11 protein-coding genes are annotated in these 16436 nt (G+C 75.1%); 6 read left to right on the top strand and 5 right to left on the bottom strand.

The features are described 5' to 3' along the window. Positions 1-50: 50 nt before the first annotated feature. Positions 51-2384, top strand: a complete 2334-nt coding sequence (locus AB0G63_RS04265) for a serine/threonine-protein kinase (protein WP_360743980.1) — start codon at positions 51-53, stop codon at positions 2382-2384. Between the two features lie 795 nt (positions 2385-3179). Here AB0G63_RS04265 and AB0G63_RS04260 read toward each other — a convergent pair. Genes AB0G63_RS04260 through AB0G63_RS04250 form a run of 3 tightly spaced genes read right to left on the bottom strand, consistent with a single transcriptional unit; the run spans position 3180 to position 5579 of the window. After that, complete coding sequence (locus AB0G63_RS04260; protein ID WP_360744481.1) at positions 3180-3983, bottom strand: enoyl-CoA hydratase/isomerase family protein; 804 nt, start codon at positions 3981-3983, stop codon at positions 3180-3182. Between the two features lie 5 nt (positions 3984-3988). Next, positions 3989-4411, bottom strand: coding sequence for an OB-fold domain-containing protein (locus tag AB0G63_RS04255; RefSeq protein WP_360744478.1), 423 nt, complete (start codon positions 4409-4411; stop codon positions 3989-3991). A 10-nt stretch (positions 4412-4421) separates the two neighbouring features. Continuing rightward, on the bottom strand, positions 4422-5579 hold the full coding sequence (locus AB0G63_RS04250) for a lipid-transfer protein (protein ID WP_360743977.1): 1158 nt from the start codon (positions 5577-5579) through the stop codon (positions 4422-4424). 108 nt (positions 5580-5687) lie between these two features. On the opposite strand from AB0G63_RS04250, the gene AB0G63_RS04245 reads away from it, so the two are divergent. After that, entirely contained in the window at positions 5688-7292 is a 1605-nt protein-coding gene (locus AB0G63_RS04245; RefSeq protein ID WP_360744475.1) for a FadD3 family acyl-CoA ligase, read from the top strand. Positions 7293-8458: 1166 nt separating this feature from the next. Here the strand turns inward: AB0G63_RS04245 and AB0G63_RS04240 are convergent. Together AB0G63_RS04240 and AB0G63_RS04235 are read right to left on the bottom strand one after the other, a co-directional pair. Continuing rightward, on the bottom strand, positions 8459-8644 hold the full coding sequence (locus AB0G63_RS04240) for a hypothetical protein (RefSeq protein WP_360743974.1): 186 nt from the start codon (positions 8642-8644) through the stop codon (positions 8459-8461). Positions 8645-8848: 204 nt separating this feature from the next. After that, a complete protein-coding gene (locus tag AB0G63_RS04235) occupies positions 8849-11899 on the bottom strand; it encodes a BTAD domain-containing putative transcriptional regulator (protein WP_360743972.1) in 3051 nt (1016 codons plus the stop codon). 214 nt (positions 11900-12113) lie between these two features. Here AB0G63_RS04235 and AB0G63_RS04230 point away from each other — a divergent pair, with 214 nt between their 5' ends. The 4 genes from AB0G63_RS04230 (at position 12114) to AB0G63_RS04215 (ending at position 16425) form a co-directional block, all read left to right on the top strand. Continuing rightward, positions 12114-13346: an amidohydrolase family protein gene (locus tag AB0G63_RS04230; RefSeq protein ID WP_360743969.1), complete on the top strand. Its 1233-nt coding sequence runs from the start codon at positions 12114-12116 to the stop codon at positions 13344-13346. Positions 13347-13495: 149 nt separating this feature from the next. Further along, on the top strand, positions 13496-14398 hold the full coding sequence (locus AB0G63_RS04225) for an LLM class F420-dependent oxidoreductase (RefSeq protein ID WP_360744472.1): 903 nt from the start codon (positions 13496-13498) through the stop codon (positions 14396-14398). A 27-nt stretch (positions 14399-14425) separates the two neighbouring features. After that, entirely contained in the window at positions 14426-15196 is a 771-nt protein-coding gene (locus AB0G63_RS04220; protein ID WP_360743966.1) for an SDR family oxidoreductase, read from the top strand. A 110-nt stretch (positions 15197-15306) separates the two neighbouring features. Then, complete coding sequence (locus AB0G63_RS04215; RefSeq protein WP_360743963.1) at positions 15307-16425, top strand: LLM class flavin-dependent oxidoreductase; 1119 nt, start codon at positions 15307-15309, stop codon at positions 16423-16425. The last annotated feature ends 11 nt before the right edge of the window (positions 16426-16436 follow it).

Raw genomic sequence — 16436 nt, 5'->3', positions numbered from 1 at the left:
GTCGCGTGAACATGTGGGTGGCGCGGCTCGTACGGGGAGGTGGCAGGCAAGTGGTGGATCAGCTGACGCAGCACGATCCGCGGAGGATCGGGCCTTTCGAGGTGCTGGGACGGCTGGGCGCCGGCGGCATGGGGCTGGTCTATCTCGCGCGCTCGGCGTCCGGCCGGCGCGTGGCGATCAAGACGGTGCGCACGGAGCTCGCCGAGGACCAGCTGTTCAGGGTGCGCTTCACGCGCGAGGTGGAGGCCGCGCGGGCGGTCTCCGGCTTCTACACGGCGGCCGTCGTCGACGCCGACCCCCGGGCGGCCGTGCCGTGGCTGGCCACCGCGTACGTCCCCGCGCCCTCCCTGGAGGAGATAGTCAACGAGTGCGGGCCGCTGCCGGCCCAGGCGGTGCGCTGGCTGGCCGCGGGCGTCGCGGAGGCCCTGCAGTCGATCCACGGCGCCGGCCTCGTCCACCGCGACCTGAAGCCCTCGAACGTCCTGGTGGTCGAGGACGGCCCGCGGGTGATCGACTTCGGCATCGCCTCCGGCGTCTCGAACACCCGTTTGACCATGACGAACGTCGCCGTCGGTACGCCCGCCTACATGTCCCCGGAGCAGGCCAAGGACTCCCGGAGCGTGACCGGCGCGAGCGACGTGTTCTCGCTCGGCTCGATGCTGGTGTTCGCCGCCACCGGGCACCCGCCCTACCACGGCGCCAACCCGGTCGAGACGGTGTTCATGCTGCTGCGCGAGGGCCCGGACCTGGAGGGCCTCCCGGACGAGCTGCGCCCGCTCATCGAGTCCTGCATGCAGATGGACGCCACCGCCCGGCCCAACCCGGCAGACCTCCAGGCCCAGCTCGCGCCCCACCTCTTCGGCTCCGGCTCCGACGACAGCGGCACGGCGTCCGCGTGGCTGCCCGAGCGGGCGGTCGGCCTGATCGAGGCCCGCCGCAACGGCCGCCCGGCGGGGAAGCCCGGACCGCCCGCCGGACGCGGCGGCGCACGGGTCGCCCCGGTGCCGCCGCCGCCCCCGCACGACCCGGTGGTGCCGGCGCCGGTGGGCGCCCCGGACACCGGTCCCGTCCGGCTGGCCGGCGCCCCGGTGCCGATCGGGCCCGGACCGCGGGTGTCCGACGTACGGGCCGCCGCCGTGAAGGCGCCGCCGCCGGAGGCCGCCCTGGCCGCCACCTGGACCAAGGCCCGCCCCGGCGTGGGCGGCGCCGACCCCGCCGTGCCGGCGCCGCCGCCCGCGCCGCCGGAGACCGCGGCCGGCTGGCGCCCCTGGCGTTTCCGCATGTCGAACGACGTGTGGGGCACCCCGTCCGTCTTCGGCGACCTCGTCTACGTCACCTCCTTCGAGGTGCACGCCCTCGACGTGGCCACCGGCCGCCGCCGCTTCAAGACGCGGGACGTCGCCTGGTCGATGGCGGTCGCGGACGGCCGTATCCACGCCTCCGACGGGCCGACCCTGTTCGCCCTGGAGTGCCGGGAGGGCGCCGACCTGTGGCGGCTGAACACGGACGCCTGGGTGTACTCCCTGCACGCCGACCGCGGCACCGTCGTCACCGGCACCCGCGGCGGCGGCGTCCAGGCGTGGGAGGCGTCCAACGGGCAGAAGCTGTGGGAGATCAGCGGGGCGCAGACCGACTTCGAGACCCCGGAGGCCGGCCCCGCGGTGCACGAGGGCACGGTGTACGTCTGGCAGGACGCCCGCCTGCGCGCCCTCGACGCGCGCACCGGCGACGAGCGCTGGTCCTACCCGATCGGCGACGCGGCCTCCTGCGGCGGCGTGCCGGTGCGGCTGACGCACGCGCCGGACGGCTACGTGTACGTGTCGGCCGGCACCCGCGTCCTGGCCCTGGACGTGGCGAGCGGGCACGTCCGCTGGCACTTCGAGGCGCCGGCGGTCTTCCTGTGCCCGCCCGCCTTCGCGCCGGGCCCCGCGGTGACCGGCGGCGGCATCTACCTCGCCGACTACCTCGGCACCGTGTACGCGCTGGACGCCGCCGACGGGCGCGACCGCTGGCGCATCGCCACCGAGTCCCGCACGTCGACCGAGCCGGTCCTGGTGGCCGCCGGGCACGTGCACGTCGGCAGCGGCAAGGGGCTCTACACGCTGGACGCCGTCACCGGCACGCCCAAGTGGCGCTTCCAGGCGGGCGGCGACATCGTCGGCGCCCCGGCGGTGGCCGAGGGCCGCATCCACTTCGGCTCGACGGACCACCTGCTGTACACCCTGAAGGCCGACGACGGGCGGCTGCGCTGGAAGCTGGCCACCGGCGGCGAGATCACCGGCTCCCCGGTCGTCAAGGACGGCGTGGTGTACGCGTGCAGCAAGGACCGGTGCGTGTACGCCCTGGACGCGGAGAAGGGCACGGGCACGGCGCGCACCACGTGACGCGGCACCGGGCGGTGCCCGGGGACGGCGTGGACCGCGTGGCTCGGTGCCGGGCGGTGCCCGGGGACGGCGTGGACCGCGTGGCGCGGTACCGGGCGGTGCCCGGGGACGGCGTGGCGCGGTACCGGGCGGTGCCCGGGGATGGCGCGGACCGCGTGGCGCGGTGCCGGGCGGTGCCCGGGGATGGCGCGGACCGCGTGGCGCGGTGCCGGGCGGTGCCCGGGGACGGCCGTCGTGCCGGGCGCACGGAAGGAGTTCCGGACGGCGGCCGTCGCTGCCGGGAGCGGACCCGCGATGGCGTCGTCACCGCTCACGCCCCAGACGCTACGCCCGGTGCACACCCCCCGCCACCCGACGCCCTCCGGCCCCGTCCGCCCCAGCAGCCGCCCGGCGCGACGAGGACGGCCACTCCACCGGCCACCTGACCGGTCGTCCGGCACCTGTGAGGACTCCGGTGACGACGGGTCCGCGGCCCTCGCCGGGTGCCGACGGCGGCACATCGGCCGGTCCCGGCAGGTCCCGGCAGGTCCGGCGGGCTGTCCGGCGTCCTACCGCCCGGCCGGCCGCCTGGTGACGCAACGGTGACGACGGGGTCTGCCGCCCGCCCGTGGCCCTCGCCGGGGGCGTGCCGGACGGTCGCGGCGGGTCCGGCGGGCTGACCGGTGGCCGGGGCTCCGGTCGGTGGGCCGGCCCGCGGGTCCGGTCGGTCGACCGGGGGCATCCGGTGTGTCCCCGGCGACCGGGTGTGCCGGCCCGCCGGGGGCACCCGGTCGCCGGGCGCGGCCGGTGGCGGGGTCAGCGGACGTGGAAGTCCCGGGCGCGGGCGCTGAAGAGTCCCGCCTGCTGGTCGGGGGGGAGGTTGCCCAGGGCTGTCAGGTGGGGGGCCTGGGCGAAGCCGGCGGTGAGTGCGGCCTCTCGGGCGGCCCACAGGGCCCGTACGGTGCCCTGCACGCCCCCGGCGGGGTACCCGGCGATCACCGTCGCGCACGCGGTGGCCGCCGCCAGCGCCCCGCCGGGCTCGGTGACCTCCGACACCAGGCCGATCTCGTGGGCGCGGCGGGCGCCGATCCGTTCCGCCGTGCCCATGAGCATCATCCGCGCGACTTCCCCGTACGGCATCCGCTGCGCCAGCAGCACCGACTCGTAGGCGCTGACCATCCCGTACGTCGTGTGCGGGTCGAAGAACGTGGCCGTCGGGTCGGCGACGACGAAGTCCGACTCGCCCAGGAGGTAGAAGGCGCCCCCGCAGGCCATGCCCCGCACGGCGGCGACGACCGGCTTCCACAGGTCGTTGGACTTGGGCCCGACGCGCAGCAGCGGATCGTCCGTCATGTAGGGCGAGTCCGGCTGCGGCACCACGGTGTCCCGGTCGATCCCGGTGCAGAAGGCGCGCTCGCCGGCCCCGGTGAGGACGACGGCGCGCACGGCGCCGTCGAAGCGCAGCCGGCGCCAGACCGAGCGCAGCTCGTCCCGCATCCGCAGGTCGATGGCGTTGAGCCGGCCGGGACGGTCGAGGGTGACGACCGCGACGCCGGTGTCCTCGTCGACCGAGACGGTCACCGTCGGCGGCGTCAGCGGTGTCGGCGGTGTCGGCGGCATCGTCGTCACGGGCGCTCCAGGACCCACTGCGGCAGGCCGGCGTCCGTGAAGACGGCCCGCACCCGCGCCCCGATCCGGACCCGCTCGCGCGGCACCGAGTCGAGCCGTGCCCCGGCCCCGGCCCCGGCGACCAGGTTGCCGACCAGCCGGACGCGGGGAGCGTCGTCGAGCTCGACGACGACCACGGTGTACGGGGCCTGCTCGGCGTAGGCGGGCAGCAGCGGCGGGTGGGGGACCACGTAGGACCAGACGCGTCCGCGGCCGTCCGTCGGACGCCACTCGGCGGCGAACGACCGGCAGTGCGGACAGCAGGGGCGGGGCGGGAAGCGAGGCTCGCCGCAGTCGGCGCAGGTCTGCACGCGCAGTTCGCCGCGGCGGGCGTACTCCCAGAAGGGGGCGCCGTCGGCGTCGGGGACGGGGGCCAGCATCATCCGGCGCTCAGCTCCTCAGCAGCAGGGCGGAGGTGGGGACCCCTTCACCGGCGGTGACCAGACAGGTCGCGGCGCCCGGCACCTGCGCGGTGCTCGTCCCGCGCAGCTGCTTCACGCCCTCGGTGATGAGGTTGAACCCGTGGACGTACGCCTCGGAGAGCCCGCCGCCCGACGTGTTCAGCGGCAGCCGCCCGCCGATCTCCAGCGCGCCCTGCTCGGTGAACGCGCCGCCCTCGCCGCGGCCGCAGAAGCCGTAGCCCTCCAGGGAGAGCGGGATCAGCACCGTGAACGCGTCGTAGATCTGGGCGACGTCCACGTCCTGGGGCGTGAGGTCGGCGTGTTTGAACAGGTGCCGGGCGGCGGTCCAGGCGGGGCCGGTGAGGGGGTCGTCGGCCCAGTAGTTGACCATGCCGTGGTGCTGGGCGGGCAGGCCCTGGGCGGCGGAGTGGACGTACACGGGCCGCCGCCGGCAGTCCCGGGCGCGCTCGGCGGAGGTGACGACGCAGGCCAGTGCCCCGTCCGTCTCCAGGCAGTTGTCGAACAGGCACAGCGGCTCGCTGATCCACCTCGACGTCATGTACATCTCGCGGGTCAGCGGCCGGTCGTACATGACCGCGGCGGGGTTCTGGTTGGCCCGGTTGCGGCAGGCGAGGGCGACGTTGAAGAGGTGGTCGCGGGTGGCGCCGTACTCGTGCATGTAGCGGCGCGCCAGCACGGCGATCTCGTCCACCGGCCGCAGCAGCCCGAAGGGGCGGGTCCACTGGGCGGGCGTGGGCAGCTGGCGGACGGTGTCGGTCCAGGGGCGCGGGCCGCTGCCGCGCTTGCGCGAGCGCCAGGCGACCCCGACGGTGGCCTGCCCGGTGGCGACGGCGGCCGCGAGGTGCGCCACGGTGGCGCAGGATCCGCCGCCGCCGTAGCCGACCTTGCTGAAGAAGGTGAGGTCGCCGAAGCCGACGGACTTCGCCAGCTCCACCTCGTCGGTCTCCTCCATCGTGTAGGAGGCGAGCGCGTCGACCTCGCCGGGCTCGATGCCGGCGTCGTCGAGGGCGGCGAGGACAGCCCGGCAGGCGAGGGTGCGCTCGTCCTCGGCGAGGTGTCTCGCGAACGCGGTCTGCCCGATGCCGACGATCGCGGTGGCGTCCTTGAACTCCCGGAGTCCGGCCATGCGTGGTCGTACCTCCCCGTGCCGAAGTCGGCTGACAGTCCGTCAGGTTAGCGCTAATCTGACGGACAGTCAGCTACCGTGTGGGAGTGAGTGAGCTGGAGGCCGGTCGTGCGCGGTGACGTGGAGTGGGGCACCGTCCCGGGTCTGGTCCGCTCGGCGGCCGAGCGGTACGCGGACACCGAGGCGGTCGTCGACGGCCGCACCCGGCTGTCGTACGCCGGCCTCGGCGCCCGCGTGGAACGCGCCGCGGCGGCCTGCATGGCGGCCGGGGTCTCGCCCGGCGACCGGGTGGCCGTCTGGGCGCCGAACTCGCTGGAGTGGATCGTGGCCGCGCTGGGCGCGGTGTCGGCGGGCGCGGTGCTGGTGCCGCTGAACACCCGCTTCAAGGGCGCGGAGGCGGCCTACGTGCTGGCGCGGTCGCGGGCGCGGCTGCTGCTGGTGACCGGGACCTTCCTGGGGACCTCGTACGTGGCGTCGCTGCGGCGGGCGGCGGGGGAGGGCGACGGGGACGGCCCGCTGCCCGGACTGCCGTCGCTGGAACGGGTCGTGGTGTTCGCGGACGACGCCCCGGCCTCCTTCGTGACCTGGAAGGACTTCCTGGCCGGCGGGGAGGGGGTGGGGGAGGGCGAGGTACGGGCCCGTGCCGCGCGGGTCGGCGGCGACATGCCGTCGGACATCGTCTTCACCTCGGGCACCACCGGCCGCCCCAAGGGCGCGGTGATCACCCACGCGCAGACACTGCGGGCCTACGAGGTGTGGGCGGACCTGGCCGGCCTGCGCCGCGGCGACCGCTACCTGATCGTGAACCCCTTCTTCCACACCTTCGGCTACAAGGCGGGCGTGATCGCGTGCCTGATGCGGGGCGCGACGATGATCCCGCAGCCGGTGTTCGACGCCGGCACGGTGCTGGCGAACATCGCCGCGGAGCGGGTGTCGGTGCTGCCGGGCCCGCCGACCCTGCACCAGTCGCTCCTGGACCACCCGGCGCGGGACGCCCACGACCTGTCCACCCTGCGCCTGGTGGTCACCGGGGCGGCGGTGGTGCCGCTCCGCCTGGTGGAGCGGCTGCGGGACGAACTGGGCGTCGGCACGGTCCTCACCGCCTACGGCCTGTCGGAGGCGAGCGGCATCGTCACGATGTGCCGCCGCGGCGACCCGCCGTCGGTGATCGCGTCGACGTCGGGACGGGCGATCCCCGGGACCTCGGTGCGGGTGGTCGACGCGGCCGGCGCGCTCCTGCCGGCCGGCCGCCCCGGCGAGGTCCTGGTCCGCGGTTTCAACGTGATGCGCGGCTACTACGAGGACGAGGCCGCCACCGCCGAGGCGTTCACGCCGGACGGCTGGCTGCGCACCGGCGACGTGGGAGTGCTGGACGAGGACGGCAACCTGCGCATCACCGACCGGGTCAAGGACATGTTCGTCGTCGGCGGCTTCAACGCCTACCCGGCGGAGATCGAGCAACGGCTGTGCCTGCACCCGGAGGTGGCCGACGCCGCGGTGATCGGCGTCCCCGACGCCCGCCTCGGCGAGGTCGGCCGGGCCTACGTGGTCCGCAGCCCCGGCTCCCCGCTGACCGCCGACGACCTGATCGCCTGGTCCCGCCGCGAAATGGCCAACTACAAGGTCCCCCGCCAGATACGGTTCGTCCCCCGCCTTCCCCGGAACGCCGGCGGCAAGGTACTCAAGAGAGAACTGCGCGGGCGGGAAACCTGAGTCCGCCCCCGCCTGGCCGTCCCGGTCCGCCCCGGCCTGGCCGTCCCGGTCCGCCCCCGCCTGGCCGTCCCGGTCCGCCCCCGCCTGGCCGTCCCGGTCCGCCCCGGCCTGGCCGCCCTGGTCCGCCCAGGTCCGCCCCGGTCCGCCCGGGCCTGGCCGTCCCGGTCCGTCCCGGTCCGCCCCGGTCCGCCTCGGCCTGTCGGCTTCGGTCCGCCGCGGCCTGTCGGCCTCCGGTCAGGCTGGCCCGTCCCGGTCAGGCTGGCCCGCACCGGCCTGTCGGCCGTCCCGGTCCGCCCCGGTCCGCCTCGGCCTGTCGGCCTCGGTCCGCCTCGGCCTGTCGGCCTCCGGTCAGGCTGGCCCGTCCCGGTCAGGCTGGCCCGCACCGGCCTGTCGGCCCTCGCGGTCGCGCCGGTCCGCCTCGGCCTGGTCGGCCCGCGCGGGTGGCACCGGCTGTGCCGGGTGCAGCGTCCTCCCTCGCCGGTCGCGCCCGTGGCTCCGGCCGGGCCGGCCGGAGCGGCGCTCTGGCCCTACCGCCGCAGCGGTGGTGCCGGTCCGCCCCCCGGCCGGGCCGGCAGGCCGCCCGCGACGCGGGCGGGATGTCCGAGTGCAACGGCCTGCTGGCCCGTCCCGGCCACACCGCCCCACCCCGGCCTGTCGGCCAGCCCTGGCCAGGCCGGGGTGGGGCGGTGTGGCACCGGCCGTGTCGGGCGCGGCGTCCCCCCTCGCCGATCGCGCCGGTGACACCGGCCGTGTCGGCCGTAGCGGCGCTCCGGCCGACACGGCCCGCATCGGTCGCGGTGGCACCTCCGGCCACCCCGGCCACCTTCGGCCACCCTCGGCGCGCACCGGTCGTGCCACGCACCGGCTCTGGCCGGAGCGTGGCAGCCGTGCCGGTCGCGGCCGCCCGTACCGGCCCGTACTGGCCCGTACCGGTGTGCCGGACCGCGGCCGTGCCGGCCACACCAGCCGGGCTGGAGTGGCCGCGACCGGGTACCGCCGGTGCGGCCCGCACCGGCGGTACCCGGCCGTACCGCCGTGCTGCCGTACCGCCGTGCTGCCGTACCGCCGTACCGCCGTACCGGCGGTGTCGGCCCGTGCCCCCGGCCGGCAGGTCGCTCGCGGCTCCCCTCCGTGCTGCCGCGGGTGGTTGCCGTGCGGGGCGGGGGTCAGGCCGGTTCGTCGGTGACGTGGATGTTGTCGGTGGTGGCCGTGCCCGTGTCCTTGGCCGTGGTGGTCAGCGGCTCGTCGGTGACGTGGATGTTGTCCGTGCCGGCCGTGCCCGTGTCCTTCGTGGCCGTGGTCAGCGGCTCGTCCGTGACGTGGATGTTGTCCGTGCTGTTCTGGTCGCTCATGGCAACCCTCTTTCCTGGCAGAGCGGTTCGGTTCGGTGAAGGGACGGGATCCGTCCGGCGGCTCCCCCACGGACTGCCGGACGGACCCCGTCGGCCGGCTCACCCTGAAGGGACCGGCCGGGTGCCGTTCCGCCTGCCCCCCGACGCGACGGCCCGACACAAGCGATACTGCCCGACCGCGATAAACGAACGATGAACGCCCGTTCACACGACCGGAGTCGGCCGCAGCAGCCCCCGGACCTCGTCCGCCTCCGGCGCCTGGAGGGCGTCGAAGATCTCCAGGGCCTCCTGCCAGCACACCTGGGCCCGGTCGCGCTGGCCGATGCCGCTGAGGGCGCGGCCCAGCACCGTCAGGACGTTGCCGCGCCGCCATTCCCCGCCGACGCCGCGCAGCAGCGTCAGGGCCGTCTCGGCGTGCACCGCCGCCCGCGCGGGACGGCGGGCCGTGAGGTCGAGCTCCGCGAGGCGGAAGACCGTCATGCCCTCCCACAGGCGCTGCCGGCTGTCCCGGAACACCCGCAGGGCCTGCTCCAGGCACTCGGTCGCCTCCGCGAGCCGCCCGCTGCTGGTGAGCGCCAGACCCAGGGCGTAACGGCCGTTCGCCCCCTTCAGCGCGTGCCCCATGTCGTCGTACATCGCCGTGCCCTGCCGGGCCAGCGCCACCGCGCTGTCGGTGCGGCCGGTGGCCAGGTGGGTGCGCGAGAGGTTGCACAGGGCGCTCGCCTCACCCGGACGGTCGCCCACGGCGCGGAAGTTGTCCAGCGCGCGGGTGAAGTGCCGCTCGCTGTCCGCGTACCGCCCCTGGTACATCGCGATCGCGCCACTGGCGTTCGACGACCAGCAGCTGGTGAGCGGGTCGCCGGCCGCCTCGGCGAGCCCGGTCGCCCGGTCCGCCTCCCGGCCGGCCTCGTCGAACCGGGTGCCGGAGATGTGGTGCACGAAGGCCAGCGCCATGTACGCCCGCCCCTCGGCGCGCCGGTCCCCGGCCTCCTGCGCCACCTCCCGCAGCCTGGCGGCCACCGCCTCGTACTCCCGGGAGTTGGCGCCCGACTCCGCCAGGTCGCAGGCCGCCCACAGCACGTCGACGGCGCGCCGGACCGTCTCCGGCCGCGCCGACTGGCGCACGCACGCCAGCAGCGACACCGCCTCCGCGTACAGCCAGTCCTGCGCCGCGTGCCGGTCCGCGAAGGACAGCCCCGGCCGGCCCGCCCGTTCCAGGTGGTCCACCAGCCGGTCCCCGGGCCGCTCGATCAGGTACACCGCGGCCGCCGTCGCCAGGTAGAAGTCCAGCAGCCGGGACAGCGCCGCCTCGCTCCCCCACTGCCCGAAAGGCGCGGGAGGCGCCCCCACGGCGGGCGGCTGTTCGTCGCGTTCCGCGCACGCGCGCGCGTAGAGGCGTACCAGGTCGTGATAGCGGTAGCGGCCGGGCGCCGCCGACTCCAGCAGGGACGTGTCGACCAGGGACTCCAGCAGGTCCTCCGTCTCCCGCGGCGGCAGGTCCAGAACGGCCGCGGCGGCCGCCAGCGAGATGTCCGGGCCGTCCGCCAGACCCAGCAGCCGGAACGCGCGGGCCTGGGCCGGCTCCAGCTGGCCGTAGCCGAGTTCGAAGGTCGCCTTGACCGCCAGGTCGCCCGCCTGGAGCTCGTCCAGCCGGCGCCGCTCATCGGCCAGCTTGGCCGCCAGCACGGACACCGTCCACGTCCGGCGCGCCGCCAGCCGGGACGCCGCGATCCGGATCGCCAGCGGCAGGAAGCCGCACGCCGCCACCACGTCCAGCGCCGCCTCGCGCTCCGACGCCACCCGCTCCTCGCCGACGATCCTGGTGAACAGCTGCAGCGCCTCGTCCGGCGCCATCACGTCCAGGTCCACCAGGTGCGCCCCGGCCAGGTCGACCATCCGCACCCGCGAGGTGACGAGCGCCGCGCAGCCCTCGGTGCCGGGCAGCAGGGGCCGTACCTGGGCCGCGTCCCGCGCGTTGTCCAGCAGCACCAGCACCCGGCGGCCGTCCAGCACGGAGCGGTACAGGGCCGCCCGTTCCTCGAGGGAGTCCGGGATCGCCGAGTCGGGCGTGCCGAGCGCCTTGAGGAAGGAGCCCAGCACCGTCTCCGGGTCGGCGGCCCGCTGGCCCGCGCCCTGGAGGTCGACGTAGAGCTGGCCGTCGGGGAAGGCGGTGCGCGCCTGGTGCGCCACGTGCACCGCGAGTGTCGTCTTGCCCACGCCGCCGATGCCCGCCAGCGCCGACACCGCCATCACCCGGCCCCCGTCCGAGGCCAGCACCTCGCCGAGTTCCTTCACGAAGGCCGCCCGGCCGGTGAAGTCGGGCACGGTGGCGGGCAGTTGCGCCGGGCGGACCGGCGCGGCGGCGGGTTCGGGGGCGGGGGCGGGCGACTCCGCCAGGCCGGGGTCGGCGCGCAGGATGCGCCGCTGGAGCGCGCGCAGGCCGGGGCGCGGATCGACGCCGAGTTCGTCGGCCAGCAGCCGCCGGGTGTCCGCGTACACCGCCAGCGCCTCCGCCTGGCGTCCGCTGCGGTACAGCGCCAGCATCAGCAGCTCCCGCAGGCGTTCGCGCAGCGGGTGCGCCGCGGTCAGCGCGGTCAGCTCCGAGACCGCCTCCGCGTGGCAGCCCTGCTCCAGGTCCATGTCCAGCCGGGTCTCGAGGAGTTGCAGCCGCCATTCCTCCAGGCGGACCCGTTGCGCCTCCGCGTACGGCCCCGGCACGCCCGCCAGGGCCTCCCCGTCCCACAGGGCGAGCGCCCGGCCCAGCACCTCGCGGGCCCGGCCCAGGTCCCCGGCGGCGCGGGCCTTCTCCGCCTCGGCCGCCAGGTCCTGCGCCACCGCCAGGTCCAGCGCGCCCTCGCCGAGACCGCGCACCGCGTAACCGCCCGACTCGCTGACCAGCACGCCGGGCCCGAGCGCCTTGCGCAGCCGTGAGGCGTACGTCCGCACCGCCGCCAGCGCCTGCGACGGCGGCTCCTCGCCCCACAGCGCGTCGATCAGCTCGGCCGCGGTGGCGGTGCGCCCCTCACGCAGCAACAGGGCTGCGAGCAGGGCGCGTTGCTGCGGGGATCCGGTGCCGACCGGTTCCCCGTCCCGCCGGGCGCGCACCGGGCCGAGCACGCCGAAGCGCAGCTCCGCGGGCACTGCGGGCGCCTCGGACACTGCGGGCACTGCGGGCGCCACGGGCTCCGCGGGCTCCGCCGTGGGGCCCGGACGCCCCTGCTCCGGCACCCCCGGTGCCCCCGGTACACCGTCCATCGCCGTCCCCCTCGACATGTTGACAACCCAGCCAGTCTGCCTTGTTGACGCCGGATGTGGCAGCTGAGGAGAGGCCCGTCACAGACGACCGCACGGACACCACAAACCTCTCACAGTCGCTACGCACGCTTCCGCACGGACCCGGGCATCCGAGCGCGAGAACCCGGCCCCGGCGTAGCTGACGGACCGTCAGATCGGCGCTACGGTGACCGCCATGGACACCCAGACAACCCAAGCCGAATTCCCCCTGATCATCTCCGTCGACGACCACACCGTGGAGCCGCCGGACGTCTGGCGGGACCGCCTGCCGGCGAAGTACCGGGACACCGGGCCGCGGATCGTGCGGGCGCCGCTGAAGGACATGACCTTCCTCGGCGGCCGGTTCAAACCGGTGATGGGCGCGCCGGGCGACGACGGCCCGCTCGGCGACTGGTGGGTCTACGAGGACCTGCACCGGCCGCTGACCCGGCTGGACACCGCGGTCGGCTACGACAGGGACGAGATCAGGCTCGAGGTCATCACCTACGAGCAGATGCGGCCCGGCTCCTACGACGTGCCGCGGCGCCTGGCGGACATGGACGTCAACCACGTCCAGTCCGCCCTCTGCTTCCCCACCTTCCCCCGCTTCTGCGGCCAGACCTTCACCGAGGCGGCGGACCGGGAGCTCGCGCTGCTGTGCGTGCGCGCCTACAACGACTGGATGGTGGAGGAGTGGTGCGGGCCGCAGGCGCGGGGCCGGCTGATCCCGCTCACCATCGTCCCGCTGTGGGACGCCGAGCTCGCCGCCCGGGAGGTCCGGCGCAACGCCGAACGCGGCGTGCGCGCCGTCGCGTTCTCCGAGATACCGCCGCACCTGGGCCTGCCGTCCGTGCACACCGACGACTGGGACCCCTTCCTCGCCGCCTGCGACGAGACCGGCACGGTCGTCGCCATGCACATCGGCTCCAGCAGCCGCATGCCGTCCACGTCGAAGGACGCGCCGCCCGCCGTCGGGTCCACCATCACCTTCGCCAACTGCTGCTTCTCGATGGTCGACTGGCTGATGAGCGGGAAGTTCGAGCGGTTCCCCGGGCTGAAGGTCATGTACGCCGAGGGGCAGATCGGCTGGATCCCGTACATCCTCGAACGCGCCGACGTGGTGTGGGAGGAGAACCGCGGCTGGGGCGGGGTCGCCGACAAGGTGCGCCGGCCGCCGTCCGAGCTGTTCGCCGGGCACGTGTACGGCTGCTTCTTCGACGACGCCTTCGGCCTGCGCAACCTCGACTCCATCGGCGTCGGCAACGTCCTGTACGAGACCGACTACCCGCACTCCGACTCCACCTGGCCGAAGTCGCGGGAGGTGGGCGAGGCGCAGATGGGGCACCTGGACGCCGACGTCGTCGAGCGGATCGTCCGGCGCAACGCGATCGAGCTGCTGGGCCTCACCCCCGAGGGACTGTGGCGGTGAGCGCCCCCGTCCCGGCCCCCGCTCCTGCCCCCGTCCCCGCCCCCGCCCCCGCGCCCGTCCCCGCGCCGGCCCCGGCCCCCGCCCCCGCCCCCGCCCCCGCACCCGTCCCCGCGCCGGCCCCCGCACCCGTCCCCGCCCTGGCCTACGGCATGCAGCTGCCCGTCCAGTCGCTGAGCACGCTCTACGCCGAGGCGTGGGAGGCGGACGCCGGTCCCGGGGACCTCGTCGAGATCGCCCGCGTCGCCGACCGGGCCGGCTTCGCCTATCTCGCCTGCTGCGACCACGTCGCCGTCCCGCGCCGGCTGGCCGGTGCCATGGGCACGACGTGGTACGACCCCGTCGCCACCCTCGCCTTCCTGGCGGGCGTGACCGAGCGGGTGCGGCTGCTCAGCCACGTCGCCGTCGTCGGCCTGCGGCACCCCCTGCTGACCGCCAAGCAGTACGCCACCCTCGACCGGCTCAGCGGCGGCCGGCTGATCCTCGGGGTCGGGGCCGGGCACGTGCGGGAGGAGTTCGAGGCGCTCGGGGTGGACTTCGCGCGGCGCGGCGCCGTCCTCGACGAGTGCGTGGACGCCCTGCGCGCCGCGCTGGGGCCGCAGGAGTTTCCCGAACACCACGGCAAGCGCTACGACTTCGAGGGTCTCGGCCAGCGTCCCCGGCCGGTCCAGGACCGCGTCCCGCTCTGGGTCGGCGGCTCCTCGCCCGCCGCCGTGCGCCGGGCCGCGCTCAGGGGCGACGGCTGGCTGCCGCAGGGCGACCCGCGCGAGCGGCTGCCCGCGCAGATCGCCGAGCTGCGGCGGCTGCGGGACGGGGCGGGCGTCGAGGGTCCCTTCACCGTCGGCGCCCTCACCGAGCCCCTGTACGTCGGCACGCCCGCCTGGGACGTGGGGCGGCGCACCCTCACCGGCTCCGCGGAGGCGCTCGCCGAGTCGCTGCGCGCCTACCGCGCGATGGGCGTGGACCAGATCCAGGTGCGGTTCCGCTGCCGCGACCGCGCCGAACTCACCGACCAGATGGCGGCGTTCGGCGCCGGCATCGCCCCCCACCTGTAGCCATCGGTAGCGCAGAGGAGAAACGGCATGGGCAAGCTGGACGGACGCGTCGTGATCGTCACCGGTGCGGCCCGCGGGCAGGGCGAGCAGGAGGCCCGGCTGTTCCGGGCGGAGGGCGCCGAGGTGGTCCTCGCCGACGTCCTCGACGACCAGGGCGAGGCCCTCGCGAAGGAGATCGGCGCCCGGTACGTCCACCTGGACGTGGGTGAGGAGGAGCAGTGGCGGTCGGCCGTGGCCACCGCGCGGGAGGCGTACGGCCGCGTCGACGGGCTCGTCAACAACGCCGGCATCCTGCGCTTCAACTCCCTCGTCGACACGCCCCTGGACGAGTTCATGCAGGTCGTAAGGGTCAACCAGGTCGGCTGCTTCCTCGGGATCAGGACGGTCGCGCCGGTGATGGAGGACGGCGGCACGATCGTCAACACCGCCTCCTACACGGCGCTGGCCGGCATGGCGGCCGTCGGCGCGTACGCCGCGACCAAGCACGCGATCCTCGGACTGACCCGCGTCGCGGCGCTGGAGCTGGCCCGCCGGGGCATCCGCGTCAACGCCGTCTGCCCCGGTGCCGTCGACACGGCGATGTCCAACCCGGCCCGGCTGGACCCGGACGCCGATCCGCGGGAGACCGCCGAGGCCCTGGACGAGCTGTACCGGGGGCTGGTGCCGCTCGGCCGCATCGGGCGGCCGGAGGAGGTGGCCCGCCTCGCCCTGTTCCTCACCTGCGACGACTCCTCGTACGTCACCGGGCAGCCGTTCGTGATCGACGGGGGCTGGCTGGCCGGGGTGAGCATCGTCTGACCGTACGACCTGACTGGCCGTCAGCTATTGACGGTGCACCCGGCCGGTGCCACAGTCGGCCCAGTAATCTGACGGTCCGTCAGCAACAAGACTAGGGACGGTGACCCGCCTTGGAATTCGGGCTGTTCGTACAGGGATACGTGGGCAAGCGCGCCGAGACCGACCCGCTGGCCGAGCACAAGGCGCTGATGGAGGAGACCGAGTACGTCATCGAGGCGGACCGGTCGGGCTTCAAGTACGCCTGGGCGTCCGAGCACCACTTCCTGGAGGAGTACTCGCACCTCTCCGCCAACGACGTCTTCCTCGGCTACCTCGCCCACGCCACCGAGCGCATCCACCTCGGCTCGGGCATCTTCAACCCGCTCGCCCAGGTCAACCACCCCGTGAAGGTCGCCGAGAAGGTCGCCATGCTCGACCACCTCACCGAGGGCCGCTTCGAGTTCGGCAGCGGGCGCGGAGCGGGCAGCCACGAGATCCTCGGCTTCCTCCCCGGCATCACCGACATGAACCACACCAAGGAGATCTGGGAGGAGACCATCGCCGAGTTCCCCAAGATGTGGCTCCAGGACGAGTACGCCGGCTTCCACGGCAAGCACTGGCAGCTCCCGCCGCGCAAGGTCCTGCCCAAGCCGTACGGGAAATCCCACCCCGCGATGTGGTACGCCGCCGGGTCGCCGCCCTCGTACGCGATGGCCGCCCGCAAGGGGCTCGGGGTGCTGGGCTTCAGCATCCAGAAGGTGTCCGACATGGAGTGGGTGCTGGAGCAGTACAAGACGGCGGTCGTGAACGCCGAGCCGGTCGGCGACTTCGTCAACGACAACGTGATGGTGACCACCACGGCGATCTGCGCGCCCACCCACGCGGAGGCGATCGAGATCGCGGTGGGCGGCGGCCTGCACTACCTGCCCTCGCTGGTCTTCCGCTACCACGACACCTTCCCGCGGCCCGAGGGCTTCCCGGTGTGGCCCGAGACGCTGCCGCCGTACACCCCCGAGTTCGTCGAGGTCCTCATCGAGGAGGAGCTGCTGATCTGCGGCGACCCGGACGAGGTGCTCAGGCAGTGCAAGCGCTGGGAGCAGGCGGGCGCGGACCAGCTGTCCTTCGGCCTGCCGGTGGGCGTGCCCAAGGAGGAGACGCTGCAGACGATCCGGCTGATCGGGGAGCACGTCATCCCGAAGATCGACACGGATCCCGTGCACCGGACCACGCGGTTCCGCCAGGGGGCCTGAGCACCCGGACC

The sequence above is a fragment of the Streptomyces sp. NPDC020996 genome, assembly GCF_040641355.1.
Taxonomy (GTDB): Bacteria; Actinomycetota; Actinomycetes; order Streptomycetales; family Streptomycetaceae; genus Streptomyces.
Note: the sequence above shows the minus strand (reverse complement) of the source record. Positions and strands in the feature narration are given on the sequence as shown.